14 protein-coding genes are annotated in these 16,800 nt (G+C 73.4%); 13 read left to right on the top strand and 1 reads right to left on the bottom strand.

Annotated elements, in window-relative coordinates; genetic code table 11:
• Positions 1-69: 69 nt before the first annotated feature.
• Genes FHS38_RS27545 through FHS38_RS27525 form a run of 5 tightly spaced genes read left to right on the top strand, consistent with a single transcriptional unit; the run spans position 70 to position 5,498 of the window.
• Entirely contained in the window at positions 70-1,569 is a 1,500-nt protein-coding gene (locus tag FHS38_RS27545; RefSeq protein WP_184738007.1) for a CoA-acylating methylmalonate-semialdehyde dehydrogenase, read from the top strand.
• Positions 1,566-2,720, top strand: a complete 1,155-nt coding sequence (locus FHS38_RS27540; protein WP_184738005.1) for an acyl-CoA dehydrogenase family protein — start codon at positions 1,566-1,568, stop codon at positions 2,718-2,720. Before FHS38_RS27545 ends, FHS38_RS27540 begins: the two co-directional genes overlap by 4 nt.
• Entirely contained in the window at positions 2,717-3,796 is a 1,080-nt protein-coding gene (locus FHS38_RS27535; protein ID WP_184738003.1) for an enoyl-CoA hydratase/isomerase family protein, read from the top strand. Before FHS38_RS27540 ends, FHS38_RS27535 begins: the two co-directional genes overlap by 4 nt.
• A 5-nt stretch (positions 3,797-3,801) precedes the next feature.
• Positions 3,802-4,728, top strand: a complete 927-nt coding sequence (mmsB, locus tag FHS38_RS27530) for a 3-hydroxyisobutyrate dehydrogenase (protein ID WP_184738091.1) — start codon at positions 3,802-3,804, stop codon at positions 4,726-4,728.
• On the top strand, positions 4,725-5,498 hold the full coding sequence (locus FHS38_RS27525) for an enoyl-CoA hydratase (protein WP_184738001.1): 774 nt from the start codon (positions 4,725-4,727) through the stop codon (positions 5,496-5,498). The genes mmsB and FHS38_RS27525 overlap by 4 nt, the downstream gene beginning before the upstream one ends.
• A 77-nt stretch (positions 5,499-5,575) precedes the next feature.
• Here FHS38_RS27525 and relB read toward each other — a convergent pair whose 3' ends face one another.
• Complete coding sequence (gene relB / locus FHS38_RS27520; RefSeq protein WP_184737999.1) at positions 5,576-7,003, bottom strand: type II toxin-antitoxin system RelB family anti-toxin; 1,428 nt, start codon at positions 7,001-7,003, stop codon at positions 5,576-5,578.
• 176 nt (positions 7,004-7,179) lie between these two features.
• On the opposite strand from relB, the gene FHS38_RS27515 reads away from it, so the two are divergent.
• The 8 genes from FHS38_RS27515 (at position 7,180) to FHS38_RS27480 (ending at position 16,714) form a co-directional block, all read left to right on the top strand.
• Complete coding sequence (locus tag FHS38_RS27515; protein WP_184737997.1) at positions 7,180-8,700, top strand: MmgE/PrpD family protein; 1,521 nt, start codon at positions 7,180-7,182, stop codon at positions 8,698-8,700.
• Entirely contained in the window at positions 8,700-9,605 is a 906-nt protein-coding gene (gene prpB, locus FHS38_RS27510) for a methylisocitrate lyase (protein ID WP_184737995.1), read from the top strand. The genes FHS38_RS27515 and prpB overlap by 1 nt, the downstream gene beginning before the upstream one ends.
• A 70-nt stretch (positions 9,606-9,675) precedes the next feature.
• Entirely contained in the window at positions 9,676-10,812 is a 1,137-nt protein-coding gene (locus tag FHS38_RS27505) for a bifunctional 2-methylcitrate synthase/citrate synthase (RefSeq protein WP_184737993.1), read from the top strand.
• 119 nt (positions 10,813-10,931) lie between these two features.
• Positions 10,932-11,444: a ribonuclease FAU-1 family protein gene (locus FHS38_RS27500; protein ID WP_184737991.1), complete on the top strand. Its 513-nt coding sequence runs from the start codon at positions 10,932-10,934 to the stop codon at positions 11,442-11,444.
• Positions 11,445-11,683: 239 nt separating this feature from the next.
• Positions 11,684-13,246, top strand: a complete 1,563-nt coding sequence (locus tag FHS38_RS27495; RefSeq protein ID WP_184737989.1) for a carboxyl transferase domain-containing protein — start codon at positions 11,684-11,686, stop codon at positions 13,244-13,246.
• Positions 13,247-13,333: 87 nt separating this feature from the next.
• Positions 13,334-13,639, top strand: coding sequence for a hypothetical protein (locus FHS38_RS27490; RefSeq protein ID WP_184737987.1), 306 nt, complete (start codon positions 13,334-13,336; stop codon positions 13,637-13,639).
• Between the two features lie 112 nt (positions 13,640-13,751).
• Positions 13,752-14,981: an ATP-grasp domain-containing protein gene (locus tag FHS38_RS27485; protein WP_184737985.1), complete on the top strand. Its 1,230-nt coding sequence runs from the start codon at positions 13,752-13,754 to the stop codon at positions 14,979-14,981.
• A complete protein-coding gene (locus tag FHS38_RS27480; RefSeq protein ID WP_184737983.1) occupies positions 14,978-16,714 on the top strand; it encodes an IucA/IucC family protein in 1,737 nt (578 codons plus the stop codon). The genes FHS38_RS27485 and FHS38_RS27480 overlap by 4 nt, the downstream gene beginning before the upstream one ends.
• Positions 16,715-16,800: the final 86 nt, after the last annotated feature.

Genomic DNA, 16,800 nt, shown 5'->3' with positions numbered 1-16,800 from the left:
CCACCTCGCGCCCTCCGCCGGACGCTTCGCGCCATCCCCGGATCTCACCTGACGAGAGCAGGCTCTCCCATGGTCCGTGAACTCACCCACTTCATCGGCGGCACGCACACACCAGGAACATCGGGTGCCTACGGCGATGTGTACGACCCCAACACCGGCGCCGTGCAGGCCCGGGTGCCCCTGGCGAACCGGGCCGAGACCGAGGCGGCCATCGCCGACGCGGCCGGGGCCCAGCGGGAATGGGGCGAGTGGAACCCGCAGCGCCGGGCCCGCGTCCTGCTGCGCTTCCTCCAGCTCGTCGAGGGCGAGAAGGACTCCCTCGCCCGGCTGCTGTCCTCCGAGCACGGCAAGACCGTCCCCGACGCGCTCGGCGACATCCAGCGCGGTCTGGAGGTGGTGGAGTTCGCCGCCGGCATCCCGCATCTGCTCAAGGGCGACTTCACCGACAACGCCGGGACCGGCATCGACGTGCACTCCCTGCGCCGCCCGATCGGCGTGACCGCAGGGATCACCCCGTTCAACTTCCCCGCGATGATCCCGCTGTGGAAGGCCGCCCCGGCCATCGCCTGCGGCAACTCCTTCATCCTCAAGCCCTCCGAGCGCGACCCGTCCGTCCCGCTGCGGCTCGCCGAGCTGTTCCTGGAGGCGGGCCTGCCGCCCGGCGTGCTCAACGTCGTCAACGGCGGCAAGGAAACCGTCGACACCCTGCTCGAGGACCCGCGGGTGCAGGCGCTCGGCTTCGTCGGCTCGACCCCGATCGCGGCCCACATCTACGCCACCGCCGCCGCCCACGGCAAACGGGCCCAGTGCTTCGGCGGCGCCAAGAACCACATGATCGTGATGCCGGACGCCGACCTCGACCAGGCCGTCGACGCCCTGATCGGCGCGGGCTACGGCTCGGCCGGGGAGCGCTGCATGGCCATCTCCGTCGCCGTACCGGTCGGCGAGGACACCGCCGACGCGCTGGTCGCCCGCCTCAAGGAGCGGATCGGCACCCTGCGGATCGGCCGGTCCGACGACCCCGACGCCGACTTCGGCCCCCTCGTCGGCCGCGACGCCGTCGACCGGGTCCGCGGCTATGTCGACCTCGGCGTGGAGGAGGGCGCCGAACTGGTCGTGGACGGACGCGGCTTCACCCTCGCCGGGCACGAGAACGGCTTCTTCGCCGGAGCCTCCCTCTTCGACCGGGTCACCCCGGACATGCGCATCTACCAGGAGGAGATCTTCGGCCCCGTCCTGTCGGTGGTCCGCGCGGCGGACTACGAGGAGGCGCTGCGGCTGCCCTCCGAGCACGCCTTCGGCAACGGCGTCGCGATCTTCACCCGCGACGGGGACACCGCCCGCGACTTCACCCGGCGCGTGGACACCGGCATGATCGGCGTCAACGTGCCGATCCCGGTGCCGGTCGCGTACCACACCTTCGGCGGCTGGAAGCGGTCCGGCTTCGGCGACCTCAACCAGCACGGCCCGGACGCCATCCGCTTCTACACCCGCACCAAGACCGTCACCTCGCGCTGGCCCTCCGGGGTCAAGGAAGGCGCGAGCTTCACCATCCCCACGATGGGATGAGCGCCATGAAGACGGGACTCACCGACGACCAGCTCGCGATGGCCGAGACGACGCTGGACTTCGCCCAGGAACACCTCGCCCCGCACGCCGTCGCCTGGGACCAGGACAAACACTTCCCCCTCGACGTGCTGCGCAAGGCCGCGGACCTCGGCCTCGGCGGCGTCTACGTACGCGAGGACGCCGGCGGCTCCGGCCTCACCCGCGCGGACGGCGTGCTGATCTTCGAGGTACTGGCCACCGGCTGCCCCTCCATCGCCGGCTACCTCTCCATCCACAACATGGTCGGCTGGATGATCGACCGCTACGGCGACGAGGCCCAGCGCGCCCGCCGACTGCCCCGGCTGTGCTCGATGGACACCCTCGGCAGCTACTGCCTGACCGAGCCGGGCGCCGGCTCGGACGCCGCCGCGCTGCGGACCCGGGCCGTACGCGACGGGGACTCCTACGTCCTGACCGGCGTGAAGCAGTTCATCTCCGGCGCCGGGGCCGCCGAGGTGTACATCGTCATGGCGCGCACGGGCGGGGAGGGGCCGGGCGGCATCTCCGCGTTCATCGTCGAACGGGACGACGCCGGGCTGTCCTTCGGCCCCGACGAGAAGAAGATGGGCTGGAACGCCCAGCCCACCCGCCAGGTCGTCCTGGACGGCGTCCGCCTCCCGGCCGACCGCCGGCTCGGCGCCGAGGGCGACGGCTTCCGCATCGCCATGAACGGGCTCAACGGCGGCCGGCTCGGGATCGCCGCCTGCTCCCTCGGCGGCGGGCAGAGCGCCCTGCACCGCAGCCTGGAATACCTCGCCGACCGGGAGGCCTTCGGGGCACCGCTGCTCGACGCCCAGGCGCTCCAGTTCCAGCTCGCCGACATGGCGACCGAACTCGCCGCCGCCCGCGCCCTGGTCCGTCAGGCCGCGGAGGCACTGGACCGCGGCGACCCGCAGGCTGCCCAGCTGTGCGCCATGGCCAAACGCTTCGCCACCGACACCGGCTACTCCGTCGCCGACCGCGCCCTGCAACTGCACGGGGGCTACGGCTACCTCACCGAGTACGGCATCGAGAAGATCGTCCGAGACCTTCGCGTGCACCGGATCCTGGAAGGAACGAACGAGATCATGCGCCTGATCGTGGCCCGTGGACTGACGGGAGCCGCCCGATGACCCCGACGGACGAGGCGGCCGACTCCGTACTGCTGCGCACCGAGGGCCGCGCCGCGTACCTCACGCTCAACCGGCCGAAGGCCCTCAACGCCCTCAGCCACACCATGGTGCGCCGCGTCGACGAGGCCCTCACCACCTGGGAGCACGACCCCGCCGTCGAGACCGTCGTGATCACCGGCGCGGGCGGGCGCGGGCTGTGCGCGGGCGGCGACATCCGGTCCATCCACGCCGACGCCCGCTCCGGCGGCGACGCCTCGGCCGCCTTCTGGCGCGACGAGTACCGGCTCAACGCCCGCATCGCCCGCTACCCCAAGCCGTACGTCGCCCTCATGGACGGCATCGTGATGGGCGGGGGAGTGGGGATCTCGGCCCACGGCAGCGTGCGGATCGTCACCGAGCGCTCCAAGGTCGCGATGCCCGAGACGGGCATCGGCTTCGTGCCCGACGTGGGCGGCACCTATCTGCTGGCCCTCGCCCCCGGGGAACTCGGCACGCACCTCGGGCTCACCGGAGTACCCATGGGCGCCGCGGACGCCCTGCTGTGCGGCCTCGCCGACCACTTCGTACCGGCGGACGCACTGCCCGCCCTCGCCGCGGACCTCGCCGCCGGAGCCGTGTCCGACGTCCTGCCCCGCCACGTCCGCGAGGCACCGGAGGGCCGGCTGGCCGCCGACCGGGAGTGGATCGACCACTGCTACGCGGCCGACACCGTCGAGGAGATCGTCGACCGGCTGCTCGCCGCGGGCACCCCGGCCGCCAAGGAAGCCGCCGAGACGATCCTCGCCAAGTCGCCCACCGCCCTGAAGGTCACCCTCGCCGCGCTGCGCCGCGCCCGGGACCTCGGACCGCTGGAGCGGGTCCTGGAGCAGGAGTACCGCGTCTCCTGCGCGGCCCTGTCCGCCCCCGACCTGGTGGAGGGCATCCGCGCCCAGGTGATCGAAAAGGACCGCGCCCCGCGCTGGTCCCCGGCGACCCTCGCGGAGGTCGGCGAGGCGGACGTGGCCCGGTTCTTCGCACCGCTCGGCGCCCGGGAACTCTCCCTCGCCGACAACGCCCCGCAGGAGGTGCCCTGGTGAACCCCGTGAACACGGTCGTCGGCTTCGTCGGCCTCGGCCACATGGGTGGCCCGATGGCCGCCAACCTCGTCAAGGCCGGGCACCGGGTGCGCGGCTACGACCTGTCGGCCGCGTCCCTGGCGGCGGCCGTGGCCGCCGGCGTCGAGCCGGCCGCCTCCGCGGCCGAAGCCGCCGCGGGCGCGGACGTGGTGATCACCATGCTGCCCGCCGGCCGCCATGTCCTCGCCCTCTACCAGGACGAGGGGCTGCTCGCGGCGGCGAAGCCCGGCACCCTCTTCGTCGACTGCTCCACCATCGACGTGGCCGACGCCCGTGCCGCCCACGACGCCGCGGCGCGGGCCGGTCACCGCGCCCTGGACGCACCCGTCTCGGGCGGTGTGATGGGCGCGGAAGCCGCCACCTTGACCTTCATGGCCGGGGGCGGCGAGGCCGAGTTCGCGCAGGCCGAGCCGCTGCTGTCGGCGATGGGCAAGAAGGCCGTCCACTGCGGAGCGGCAGGCTCGGGTCAGGCCGCCAAGATCTGCAACAACATGATCCTCGGCATCTCGATGATCGCGGTCAGTGAGGCGTTCGTCCTCGGGGAGAGCCTCGGCCTGTCCCATCAGGCCCTCTACGACGTCGCCTCCACCGCGTCCGGCCAGTGCTGGGCCCTCACCGTCAACTGCCCGGTCCCCGGCCCCGTCCCGGGCAGCCCCGCGGGCCGCGACTACCGGCCCGGCTTCGCCGCGCCCCTGATGGCCAAGGACCTCGGCCTCGCCGCCAACGCCCTCCGCGCGGGCGGGGTGCACGCCGAACTCGGTCTGCGGGCCGCGGAGCTGTACGCGGAATTCGCCGAGGGACCGGGGGCCGCGGAGGACTTCTCCGGGATCATCCGGACGATCAGGGACCGGTCCACGCAGGACACCGAAGAGAACGGAACGACCAGCGCATGACCTACGAGACCATCCTCGTCGAGCGCAAGGGCCGCACGGCCCTCGTCACACTCAACCGGCCGAAGGCCCTCAACGCCCTCAACCTCCAGGTCATGAACGAGGTCGTCGAGGCCACGGCCGCACTCGACCGCGACCCCGACATCGGCTGCATCGTCCTCACCGGCTCACCGAAGGCGTTCGCGGCCGGGGCCGACATCAAGGAGATGCGGCCGCAGGGGTACATGGACATGTACCTCAGCGACTGGTTCACCGCCTGGGACCGGCTCGGTGAACTCCGCACGCCCACCGTCGCGGCCGTCTCCGGCTACGCCCTCGGCGGCGGCTGCGAGCTCGCCATGCTCTGCGACATCCTGCTCGCCTCCGACACCGCGGTCTTCGGCCAGCCGGAGATCAAGCTCGGTGTGATCCCCGGTATCGGCGGTTCACAGCGGCTGACCCGCGCGGTCGGCAAGGCCAAGGCCATGGAGCTGTGTCTGACGGGCCGCACCATGGACGCGGCGGAGGCCGAACGGGCCGGGCTGGTCTCCCGGATCGTGCCGGCGGACGACCTCCTCGACGAGGCACTCGCGGTGGCCGGGACCGTGGCCGGGATGTCGGCGCCGGTCGCGATGATGGCCAAGGAAGCGGTCAACCGCGCCTTCGAGACGACCCTGGCGGAGGGCGTGCGGTTCGAACGCAGGCTCTTCCACGCGGTGTTCGCCGTCGCGGACCAGAAGGAAGGGATGGCGGCGTTCGTGGAGAAGCGACCGCCGGAGTTCACGCACCGGTAGCGGGGCCGGGGGCCCGGGTGCAAGCACCCGGGCCCCCTTCGCCCTCGATCGCCGGGCGGGCCGGGTGCCGCGGCGCCTCACTCACCGCCCACCACCGGATACGGCACGCGGGTCCGGCGGTCCGGGTCGATGGCGAGTTTTCCGCCCGCCGGCGGCCGGGCCCGCTGCGCGCAGTCCCTCCGCTCACAGATCCGGCACCCCAACCCGATCGGCGTGGCCGCCCGTGGATCGTCCAGGGCGATTCCCTCCGCATAGACCAGACGCGCCGCATGGCGGACCTCGCAGCCGAGTGCCACCGCGAAATCCGCCCGCGGCGCGTGATGGCCGGGGCCGCCGCGGGTCACCGTGCGCGCTATCCAGAAGTACCGCTTGCCGTCCGGCATCTCGGCCACCTGGGTGAGGATCCGGCCGGGTGCCGAGAACGCCTCGTACACCGTCCACAGCGGACACGTGCCGCCGAGCCGGGAGAAGTGGAAGTCCGTCGCGGACTGCCGCTTGGAGATGTTGCCGGCCCGGTCCACCCGCAGGAAGGAGAACGGCACCCCGCGCCGCCCGGTCCGCTGGAGGGTGCTGAGCCGGTGGCACACGGTCTCGAAACCGACACCGAAGCGGGTCTGCAGCAGTTCCACGTCGTAGCGCAGCTTCTCGGCAGCCGTGTGGAAGGCCGTGTACGGCATGAGCAGCGCGCCCGCGAAGTAGTCGGCCAGGCCGATCCGGGCGAGCGCCAGGGACTCCGGAGAGGACGGTCCGGCGCTCCCGGCGAGCGCGTCGAGCAGCGGGCCGTGCTCCAACAGGGCGATCTGCGTGGCGAGCTGGAACGCGCGCTGGCCGTCGCTGAGCCATGGCGACAGGAAGACCAGCCCCGACTCCGCGTCGAAACGCCGGGCGTCGGCCGACCGGGCCGGGGAGGCCTGGACGACCTTGACCCCGTGGCGGGCGGCGAGCCGGGCGGCCAGCGTGTCCGCCGACCGGCCCGGCCGCAGCTCCAGCTCCAGGGCGGTCCGCTCGGCCGCGACGTCGAGGGAGCCGAAGTGGTTGTGGTGGTCGTAGAAGAAGTCCCGCACCTCGTCGTGCGGTTCGGCCGACGGGAGGACCGCCGGGTCACCGGGAGCGGCCAGCGCGGCGACCCGTTCGGCGGCGTCCCGGTAGCGCCGGTGCAGGGAGACGAGGGCGCGGGCCACCTCCGGGTGGTCACGGGCCACCTCGGCGATCTCCTCGACGGGCGGCGGCGCCCCGCACGCCTCGTCACCGAGAGCGGCCCGCAGATCCGTGGCGAGCCGCTCCTCGCCGGCCTCGGAGAAGAACTCCGCGTCGACGCCCAGCACCTCGGCGATCCGTAGCAGCACGGCGGCCGTCAGCGGCCGCCGGCTCTGCTCGATCTGATTCAGATAGCTGGTGGAGATGCCCAGCGCGCGGGCCAGCTCCACCTGGTTCATCCCCTGCTCACGGCGGAGCCTGCGCAGCTTCGCGTGCGCGTAGATCTTCCGGCCGGCCGAACGCGCCATGCCGTGGCCCCCTCTCCCGTTCCGTCGTGCGAAAGTAGCATCCGCACCTTTCGCAGAATTCACAGATTCGCAGCTCACGGCTGGCGGAATTCCACACGGTGGAGCCCTCGCGGATCGAGGGCGGGGGCGGGCAGGCTCGGACACGTACACCGCGTCCGCACGCCGTGAGGAGTCCCGTGATCAACCATCAGGTACGCGTCCACCCCAGCGCCGCCCGGCTGCCGCGCGAGGAACAGCTCGCCTGGAAACTGGCCGCCGCCGCCACCGGAACCCCGGACGCCCCGGACCTCGACGCCCCGTCCGCGGCCATGGCCGTCAACCGCGTCGTCGACAACGCGGCCGTCGCCGTCGCCTCGCTGCGCCGCCGCCCGGTGGCCGTCGCCCGCGCCCAGGCACTGCCCCACCGCGCCGCGCCCGGGGCCTCGGTGTTCGGCGCGGCGCCGGGCCTCCGCGTGTCACCCGAGTGGGCCGCCTGGGCGAACGGTACGGCCGTGCGCGAACTGGACTTCCACGACACCTTCCTGGCCGCCGACTACTCCCACCCCGGCGACAACATCCCGCCCCTGCTGGCCGTCGCCCAGCACACCGGCCGTCGCGGCGCCGACCTGCTGCGCGGCATCATCGCCGCGTACGAGATCCACGTCGCGCTGGTCAAGGGCATCTGCCTGCACGAACACCGGATCGACCACGTCGCCCACCTGAGCGCCGCCACCGCCTGCGGCCTCGGGGCCCTGCTGCGCCTGCCCGTCGCAGTCGTCCACCAGGCGGTCCAGCAGGCCGTGCACACCACCACCGCCACCCGGCAGTCCCGCAAGGGCGAGATCTCCAGCTGGAAGGCCTACGCCCCCGCCTTCGCCGGGAAGGCCGCCGTCGAGGCCGTGGACCGGGCGATGCGCGGCGAGACCTCGCCCTCCCCGGTGTACGAGGGCGAGGACGGCTTCCTCGCCTGGATGCTGGGCGGCCCCGCCACCTCGTACACCGTGTCCCTTCCCGAACCCGGCGAGGCGCGGCGCGGGATCCTCGACACATACACCAAGGAGCACTCCGCCGAGTACCAGGCGCAGGCCGTCATCGACCTGGCCCGGCGGCTGCGGGAGCGGACCGGGCCGCCGGAGCGGGTGCGCGAGATCGTGCTGCACACCAGCCACCACACGCACCACGTCATCGGCTCCGGCTCCGGCGACCCGCAGAAGTACGACCCCGCCGCCGGCCGGGAGACCCTCGACCACTCCGTTCCGTACATCTTCGCCGTCGCCCTGGAGGACGGCAGCTGGCACCACGAGCGCTCCTACGCCCCCGAGCGCGCCCGGCGGCCCGGGACCGTCGAGCTGTGGCGGAAGATCTCCACGGTCGAGGACCCGGAGTGGACCCGCCGCTACCACGACCCCGACCCGGCGCGCCGGGCCTTCGGCGGGCGGGCCGTGATCACCCTGGCCGACGGCACGGTGATCGAGGACGAACTCGCCGTCGCCGACGCCCACCCCGCCGGGGCCCGGCCCTTCGACCGCGACGGGTACACGGCCAAGTTCCACACCCTGGCCGAGGGCGTGGTCGCGGCGGACGCGCGGGAACGGTTCCTGGACGCGGCGGGCCGGCTGGCCGAGCTGGACCCCGCCGGCCTGGACGCCCTCTTCCCCGCCGTCGACACCGACGCCCTCGCCGCGGACGACGCCCGGCTCCCGAAAGGCCTGTTCTGATGCTGCACACCCACACCACCCCCGGATCGCGACGCCGCGCCTTCCGGGAGCGGCTCGCCTCGGGCCGGCTGCTGCGGATGCCTGGGGCGATCAACCCGCTGTCGGCCCGGCTCGTCCAGGAGACCGGCTTCGAGGCCGTCTACCTCTCCGGAGCCGTACTCGCCGCCGACCTCGGGCTGCCCGACATCGGACTGACCACCTCCACGGAGATCGCCGCCCGCGCGCAGCAGATCACCCGCGTCACCGATCTGCCCGCCCTGATCGACGCGGACACCGGCTTCGGCGAGCCGATGAACGCCGCCCGCACCGTGCAGCTGATGGAGGACGCGGGCCTGGCCGGGCTCCACCTGGAGGACCAGGTCAACCCCAAGCGATGCGGTCATCTCGACGGAAAGTCGGTCGTCCCGCGCGCGGACATGGTCCGTCGGCTGCAGGCCGCCGCCCGCGCCCGCCGCGACGCGGACTTCCTGCTCATGGCCCGCACCGACGCCCGCGCGGTCGAGGGTCTGGCGGCGGCGATCGACCGGGCCAAGGCGTACGTGGACGCGGGCGCCGACGCGGTCTTCCCGGAGGCGCTCGCCGACGAGGGCGAGTTCGAGGCGTTCCGCGAGGCCGTGGACGTGCCGCTGCTCGCCAATATGACCGAGTTCGGCAAGGGCCCGCTGCTGGACGCCACCACGCTGGAGAACCTCGGCTACAACATCGCCCTCTACCCCGTCACCCTGCTGCGGCTCGCGATGGGTGCCGTCGAGGACGGCCTGCGCGCGATCGCCGCCGACGGCACCCAGGCGTCCCTGCTGCCGCGTATGCAGACCCGTTCACGGCTCTACGAGCTCCTCGGCTACGAGGAGTACACGGCCTTCGACTCGGCCGTCTTCGACTTCACCCTCTCGCCCGGCACCTGAGATCCGCCCGGCACCTGAGAGACCAGCCCGGCACCTGAGACCCGCCCGGCACCCGAGAAGGGGCATGCCCATGACCGTCAACCCGCCCGGCGTCCACCGTGGACTGGCCGGTGTCGTCGTCGACACCACCGCCGTCTCCACCGTGATCCAGGAGACCAACTCCCTCACCTACCGCGGCTACCCCGTACAGGAACTGGCCGCACACCGTTCCTTCGAGGAGGTCGCCTATCTGCTCCGTTACGGTGAACTCCCGGACGCCGGCCAGCTGCGGGAGTTCGAGACCCGCGAACGCGCCCTGCGACCACTGGGCCGCACCACCGCCGAACTGCTGACCCGGCTGCCCTCGACCTGCCACCCCATGGACGTCCTGCGCACCGCGGTCAGCCTGTTCGGCGCCGAGGACCCGACCGAGGACGACGGCAGCCCCGCCGCGAACCGCGCCAAGTCGCTGACCCTGCTGGCCAAGCTGCCCGTGGTGGTGGCCGCCGACCACCGTCGCCGCCGCGGCCTCGACCCGATCCTCCCCGACCCCGCACTCGGGCTCGCCGAGAACTTCTTCCACATGTGCTTCGGAGCGGTCCCGGAGCCCGAGGTGGTCCGCTGCTTCGAGATCTCGCTCATCCTCTACGCCGAACACAGCTTCAACGCCTCCACCTTCACCGCCCGCGTCGTCACCTCCACCCTCTCCGACCTCTACAGCGCCGTCACCGCCGCCATCGGCGCGCTCAAGGGCCCCCTGCACGGCGGTGCCAACGAAGCGGTGATGCACATGCTGCGGGAGATCGGCGACCCGGGGCGGGCGGCGGAGTGGCTGGACGGGGCTCTGGCCGCGCGGCGCAAGATCATGGGTTTCGGCCATCGCGTCTACAAGCACGGCGACTCCCGCGTCCCGCTCATGCAGGAGGCCACCGACCGGCTCGTCGCCCGCACCGGCGATCCGGAGGCGGTCCGCCTGGCCGCGTTGCACACCGCCCTCCGCCACGCCGTGCTCGACCGCAAGGGCATCCACCCCAACCTCGACTACCCCGCGGGCCTCGCCTACCACCTGATGGGCTTCGACACCCCGGCCTTCACACCAATCTTCGTCATGAGCCGCGTCACCGGCTGGACCGCCCACATCACCGAGCAACTCGACCACAACGCCCTGATCCGCCCCCTCGGTGCCTACAACGGCCCGGACCAGCGCCCGGTCCCGATGGCCGTCTGAACGCGGGAACCCGGGGCCGTGCGCCGTCGGCCGGTCGACCGGTCCCGAAAACCATTGGCCCTGGATCCCGCCATGGAGGAAGCTGCCGCCGAACGATCTACGAACGGGGAGCGGATTCCATGAGCGGGACCATGAGCGGGACGCTGACGGCGGGCGACGCGGTGACGGTGAGGCTGGTCAAGGAGCCCCGGCCCGAGGTGCGGTATCCCGCCACCGTCGTGCGCGACGACGGCACGCACGTCGTGGTGCGCGCCCCGTGGGCGGGCGCCGACACCCGGGACTTCGGCTTCGTGCGGTTCGAGAAGGGTGACGTGTTCACCGAGCACTACTGGCGCGACCGCTGGTACGCCGTCAAGGAGGTGCGGGACGCCGCCGGGGCCGTGAAGGGCTGGTACTGCGACGTCACCCGCCCCGCCCGCGTCGAGGCGGACGGCCTCGTCGTCACCGACCTGGACCTCGACCTGTGGCTCTCGGCCGACGGGGCCACGGTACTGCGCCTGGACGAGGACGAGTTCGACGAGAGCGGCATCGCCGAGCGCGACCCCGTCGCCGCCGGGCACGCCCGACAGGCGCTGGACGACCTCGAGGAGATCGCCCGCTCCGGAGGTTTCGCCGGGCTCCTCGGCCGTTAGCCTGGCCGGTGGTTCGTCCCGCCGCCTGTGGCGGCGGGCGCCCTGCGGGCGCGTCCTCAATCGCCGGACGGGCTGAATCAGCCCGTCCGGCGTTTGAGGACAGAGCACAGCAGCCCGTCCGGCGTTTGAGGACAAGGCACAGCAGCCTGTCCGGCGATTGAGGACACCGCCGCGCAGCGGGGGTGCACACCCCGGCCCACAGAGACACGTCCGCAGGGAACTCGTGGCAGGCTGGCCCCATGAGTGCTACGAGCCCCCGCACCAGTGCCCTGGACCTCATCGAAGCGGTGGTGGACCCCGGTAGCTGGCGCGGGTGGGACGAACCGGTCGAGGTGACGACCGACGACCCCGCCTACCGGGCCGATCTGCTCGCCGCGCGCGAACGCACCGGGCTGGACGAGTCGGTCGTCACCGGTGAGGGTCTGCTGCGCGGGCGTCGAGTGGCGGTCGTGGCCTGCGAGTTCCGCTTCCTGGCCGGGTCGATCGGCGTCGCGGCGGGGGAGCGGCTCGTCACCGCCGTGGAGCGGGCCACGGCCGAGGGGCTGCCGCTGCTGGCGGCGCCCGCGTCGGGCGGCACGCGGATGCAGGAGGGCACGATCGCCTTCCTCCAGATGGTGAAGGTCACCGCCGCGATCACCGACCACAAGGCCGCCGGGCTGCCCTACCTCGTGTATCTCCGCCATCCCACGACGGGCGGAGTCCTCGCGTCCTGGGGCTCCCTCGGCCACGTCACCGCCGCCGAACCGGGTGCCCTCATCGGGTTCCTCGGGCCGCGCGTCCACGAGGCCCTCTACGGCGAGGAGTTCCCGCCCGGCGTCCAGATCGCGGAGAACCTGCTGGCGCACGGTCTGGTGGACGCCGTGCTGCCCGCCGACCGGCTGCCGGAGACGGTGGCGCGGGCGCTCACCGTGCTGTGCGGGGACGCCGCCGTCGACGCCCCGCCGAAGGACCCCGCCGGTGCGCACGATCAGGCTCCGGCTCCGGTCCCCGCCTCCGCCGCGGAATCGATTCGCCGTTCCCGGCGCCCCGAGCGGCCCGGCGTGCGGCGGCTGCTGAGGGCCGCGGCCACCGACGTCACGCCGCTCAGTGGCACGGGTGCGGGGGAGCGGGATCCCGGACTGCTGCTCGCGCTCGCGCGCGTGGGCGGCACCCCGTGCGTCGTGCTCGGTCACGACCGCGGCAGCCACGCGGAGGAACCGGGCACGGACGCCGTGGAATCAGGCGTTCCCGCGCACGGTCAGGCGCTCGGTCCGGCCGGGTTGCGCGCCGCGCGGCGGGGGATGCGGGTCGCCGCCGAGCTGGACCTGCCGCTGCTCACCGTCGTCGACACGGCCGGGGCCGCGCTGTCGCGGGACGCGGAGGAGGGCGGGCTGGCGGGGGAGATCGCCCGGTGCCTCGCGGACCTGATGGCCCTGCCCGCCCCGACCCTGTGCCTGCTGTTGGGGCAGGGCGCGGGCGGTGCCGCCCTCGCGCTGCTCCCGGCCGACCGGGTGCTGGCGGCCCGTCACGCGTGGCTGTCGCCCCTGCCGCCGGAGGGCGCGTCGGCGATTCTGTACCGCACGACGGACCGGGCGTACGAAGTGGCCGAACGTCAGGGGGTGCGGTCCGCCGACCTGTTGGCGAACGGCATCGTGGACCGCATCGTGGAGGAGGGCGAGGGAGAGACGGCGGACCCCGACGGCTTCCTTCCCCGGCTCGGCCGGATCCTCGGCGCCGAACTCGCTGTCCTCAAGGGGCGTGAACAGGGTGAACGGCTTACCGCCCGCCGCGCGCGCTACCGAAACCTGGGCGTGCGCAGGTGACTTCACGCCCCGAAAAATGTGGGCATTGCCTCCAAACCGCCAAGGGAGATTGGCATCCTTAGGTTTGCCTAACCTAAGGTCTCTGGTGTGAAGGCGATCGATCTCCGGGAGAACCGGACCGTGGCCGCGCGCCCACGGAAGGCTGCGCTCCGGGCCGTCGCCCCCGAGCCGGCCCGCTGCGCGGTGCTCGTGGTCGCGGACGCCCGGCCCGCGCTCCGTCACGTCCGATGCCCGCCCGGCCGGCGTCGGCCCGTCCTCCGAAGGCCGATCGGGGCGCGCGCCCTGCCCACCGGCACCGCCACCCCCACCGCGTGCGGCGGCGGGACGGGGCGGGACGGATACGCGCACGCAGTCGGCGCCGGGACCGCCGGCATCGAGACCCCCGGAACGTAGCCCCAGCCGGGCGGCCTGTGCGGTGCGGCCCGGCGGAAACACCCCTTTCAGCGCGCCCCCACGGCGCTGAGACCTGCCCGAAACCCGCCACCCGCCCCGAAAGGCGCCTCCCGTGCGGCTTCATCTGCTCGCGCTCAACCCGACCGACTCCGTCACCGAGGGCTTCCTTCCCGCGGCCGCCCGGCTCGGTCTCGCCGTCACCCTCCTGACCGACCAGCCGGCCGCCCACCGGCGCGCCTACGCCCGGTTCACCGAAGGAGCGGCCCACGACGGCCCCTGGCCCGAACTCACCGTCGTGTACTGCGACGTACGCGAATTCCGCGAGGTCATCGGGCGGATGTCCGCACTCGGCCGCCCCGACGCGGTCTTCACCAACAGCGACCACCTCCAGACGCAGGCCGCCCTCGCCGCCGACTACTTCGCCCTGCCCGGCAAGGACTGGCGTGCCGCGCTGTGCACCAAGAACAAGGCCCAGCTGCGCCGCAGCCTCGCCGAAGCGGGCGTCGACACCGTCTGGTCCACCGAACTGGGGCCCGTCGAGGACCCGGCCACCCTGAAGGACCTCGAGGCGCCCTTCCCCTGTGTCGTCAAACCACGCGAAGGCGTGGCCAGCGAGGACGTCGTACGCGTCGAGGACGCCGACGAACTCGTGGCGCGCTGCCGGGAGATCCGCGAACGCAGGCCCCACGCGGCGCTCCTCGTCGAGGAATACCTGGACGGCCCGCTGCACACGCTGGAGACGCTGGGCGACGGCCGCACCCTGCACACGATCGGCGCCTTCCGCACCCGGCTGTCCCCGCCGCCGTACTTCATCGAGGAGCGGCTCGACCTGCTGCCCGCCCCACCGCGACCGCACGCCGACCGGGTCCTCGAACAGCTCCACGCCCTCGGCGTCGGCTTCGGCGCCTGCCACACCGAGTTCGTCATCCAGGGCGACCGCGCCCGCCTGATCGAGGTCAACTACCGGGCCATCGGCGACCAGTGCGACCTCACCCTCGCCCACCTGCTGGACATCCCGCTCTTCGAGCACATCCTGCGCGTCCACCTCGGCGAGCCGCTGCCCGCCGACCTCGGGGCACGCACCGACGGCCGGGCCCGCGTGGAGTACGTCTGCGCGGACCGCGGCGGTACGCTCGTCGCGGCCCCCCAGGCGAGCGACACCGAGCGCGACGGCGTACGGCTGGTCTACCGGCCGCTGCGGGAGAGGGGCGAAGAGCACCCGCTCCACCGCACCAATCGCGACTACCTCGGAGTACTGCGGGCGACCGGCACCGACCAGGGCCGGATCGACCGGGCCGTCGAGGAATTCCTGGCCGACCGGCGCTGGGAGATCGTGTCATGACCCCGAACGGCTCCGACCCGGTGGAGGACGAACTCCTCGGGCGGATACTGAGCACGCTGCTCCGCGAGGACACCTACGGCCTGCGCAGCCGCGCGCGCACCGAACGGCGCCCGGACGGCGACTGGCTCCGGCTCCGCGTCGGCGGGGACGGCTGCGCGCTGCCCGTCGCACCCGAGGGCTTCCAGTGCGACGTGCGGGCCCGTGAGCCGTTGTTGGAGACACCCGACGGCGTCCTCACCGGGCTGCGCCCCGTCCTCACCCGGCTGCGCGCCGCGGTGGCCCCCGGGGACCGGGCCGGATTCGACCACTTCCTCGCCGAGTGCGACGAGGCGCTCGCCGCCGCCCGCCTGCACGGCCGGGTGCGCGAAGACGTCGTGGAGCGGCTGGCCGGGGCCTACGGACGGAACACCGGCCGGTGGACGGGCCCGCGCCGCTCCCTCGCCTACGACACCCTCGCCGCCTTCCGCGACCACCCCGTCTACCCCACCGGCCGGGCCCGCGCCGGACTCACCGAGGCGGAACTCCGCGCCTACGCGCCCGAGTTCCACCCCACCTTCGCCCTGCGCTGGCTCGCCGCCCCACGCGACGCCGTACGCGGCGGCCGGGCGGAGCTCCCGCACTGGTGGCCCACGGCCGGCGCCCTCGGCCTGCCCGGCCTCGACACCACCCACCTCACCCTGCCCGTCCACCCCCTCACCGTGGGCGACCCGCTCGCCGAAGCGCTGAAGGCCGCCGGGCTCGACGGCTCCGCCCACCTCGCCGAACGGCCCTGGCTCACGGTGACGCCGACCCTGTCGATGCGCACCCTCGCCGTCGTGGACGACCCGGAGGTCCACCTCAAACTCCCGCTCGCCACCGCCACCCTGGGCCTGCGCAACCGGCGCACCATCAAACCCGGCACCCTCGACGACGGCGAGGTCGGACAGCGGCTCCTCGAAGAGGTCATCGCCGCGGAGCCGCGCTTCGCCGCCACCGTGCTCCTCGCCGACGAGCGCACCCACCTCGGCGCCGCCCACGAACTCCTCGCCGCCCTCGTACGCCGCCACCCGCCCGGTCTCCACGACGCGCACATCGTGCCCGTCGCCGCGCTGCTCGCCCGCACCCCCGACGGCACGCTCGTCGCCGACGCACTCGCCGGGCGCTACTACGGCGGTTCGCTCACCGCCTTCCTCGACGCCTATCTGACGCTGCTCCTCGACTGGCACACCACCCTGTTCGCGTACGGCATCGCCCTGGAATCCCACCAGCAGAACACCTCCGTCGTCCTCGACGAGACCCCCGCGGGCCCCCGGCTGCGCCTGCTGCTCAAGGACAACGACGGGCCGCGCGTGCACTCCGTCCGGCTCGCCCGGCGGCTCGGCGGCGAGGCCGCCGACCTCCTCGGCTTCGACGACCGGCGGATCCTCGTCGGCGGCGACGGCCCCGTCGCGGACGTCTTCGCGACGATCACCGTGCACCTGTGCGCGGGCGCCCTCGCCTTCGAGCTGGCCCGCACCGGCCGTGCCCGGCTGGACACCCTGCTCGGGCAGCTCCGCCACCGGCTCGCCGAAGCCGTGGACCGGCTCGCCCCCGGCCCGGCTGCCGTGCTGCGCGCCCGGGTCCTCGACGCCGACCGGCTGCCGGTCAAGGCCATGGTCACCGCCGGCACCCTGCTCACCAAGGAGCGGTCCGGCGCCGCCGACATCAACAAGTACTACGTCGAAGGCCCCAACTACCTGCGAAGGGAGGCGTGATGGCGACCCGGTCCGGTGCCCGGCCCGTGCTCGTGGCCGCACCCCTCCAGGTGGGCACACTCACTCCATGGGCGTCACCGCACCGC

It is taken from the genome of Streptomyces netropsis (genome assembly GCF_014203545.1).
In the GTDB taxonomy this organism is placed as follows: Bacteria; Actinomycetota; Actinomycetes; order Streptomycetales; family Streptomycetaceae; genus Streptomyces; species Streptomyces netropsis.
This window is presented reverse-complemented; position numbering and strand designations above follow the sequence as displayed.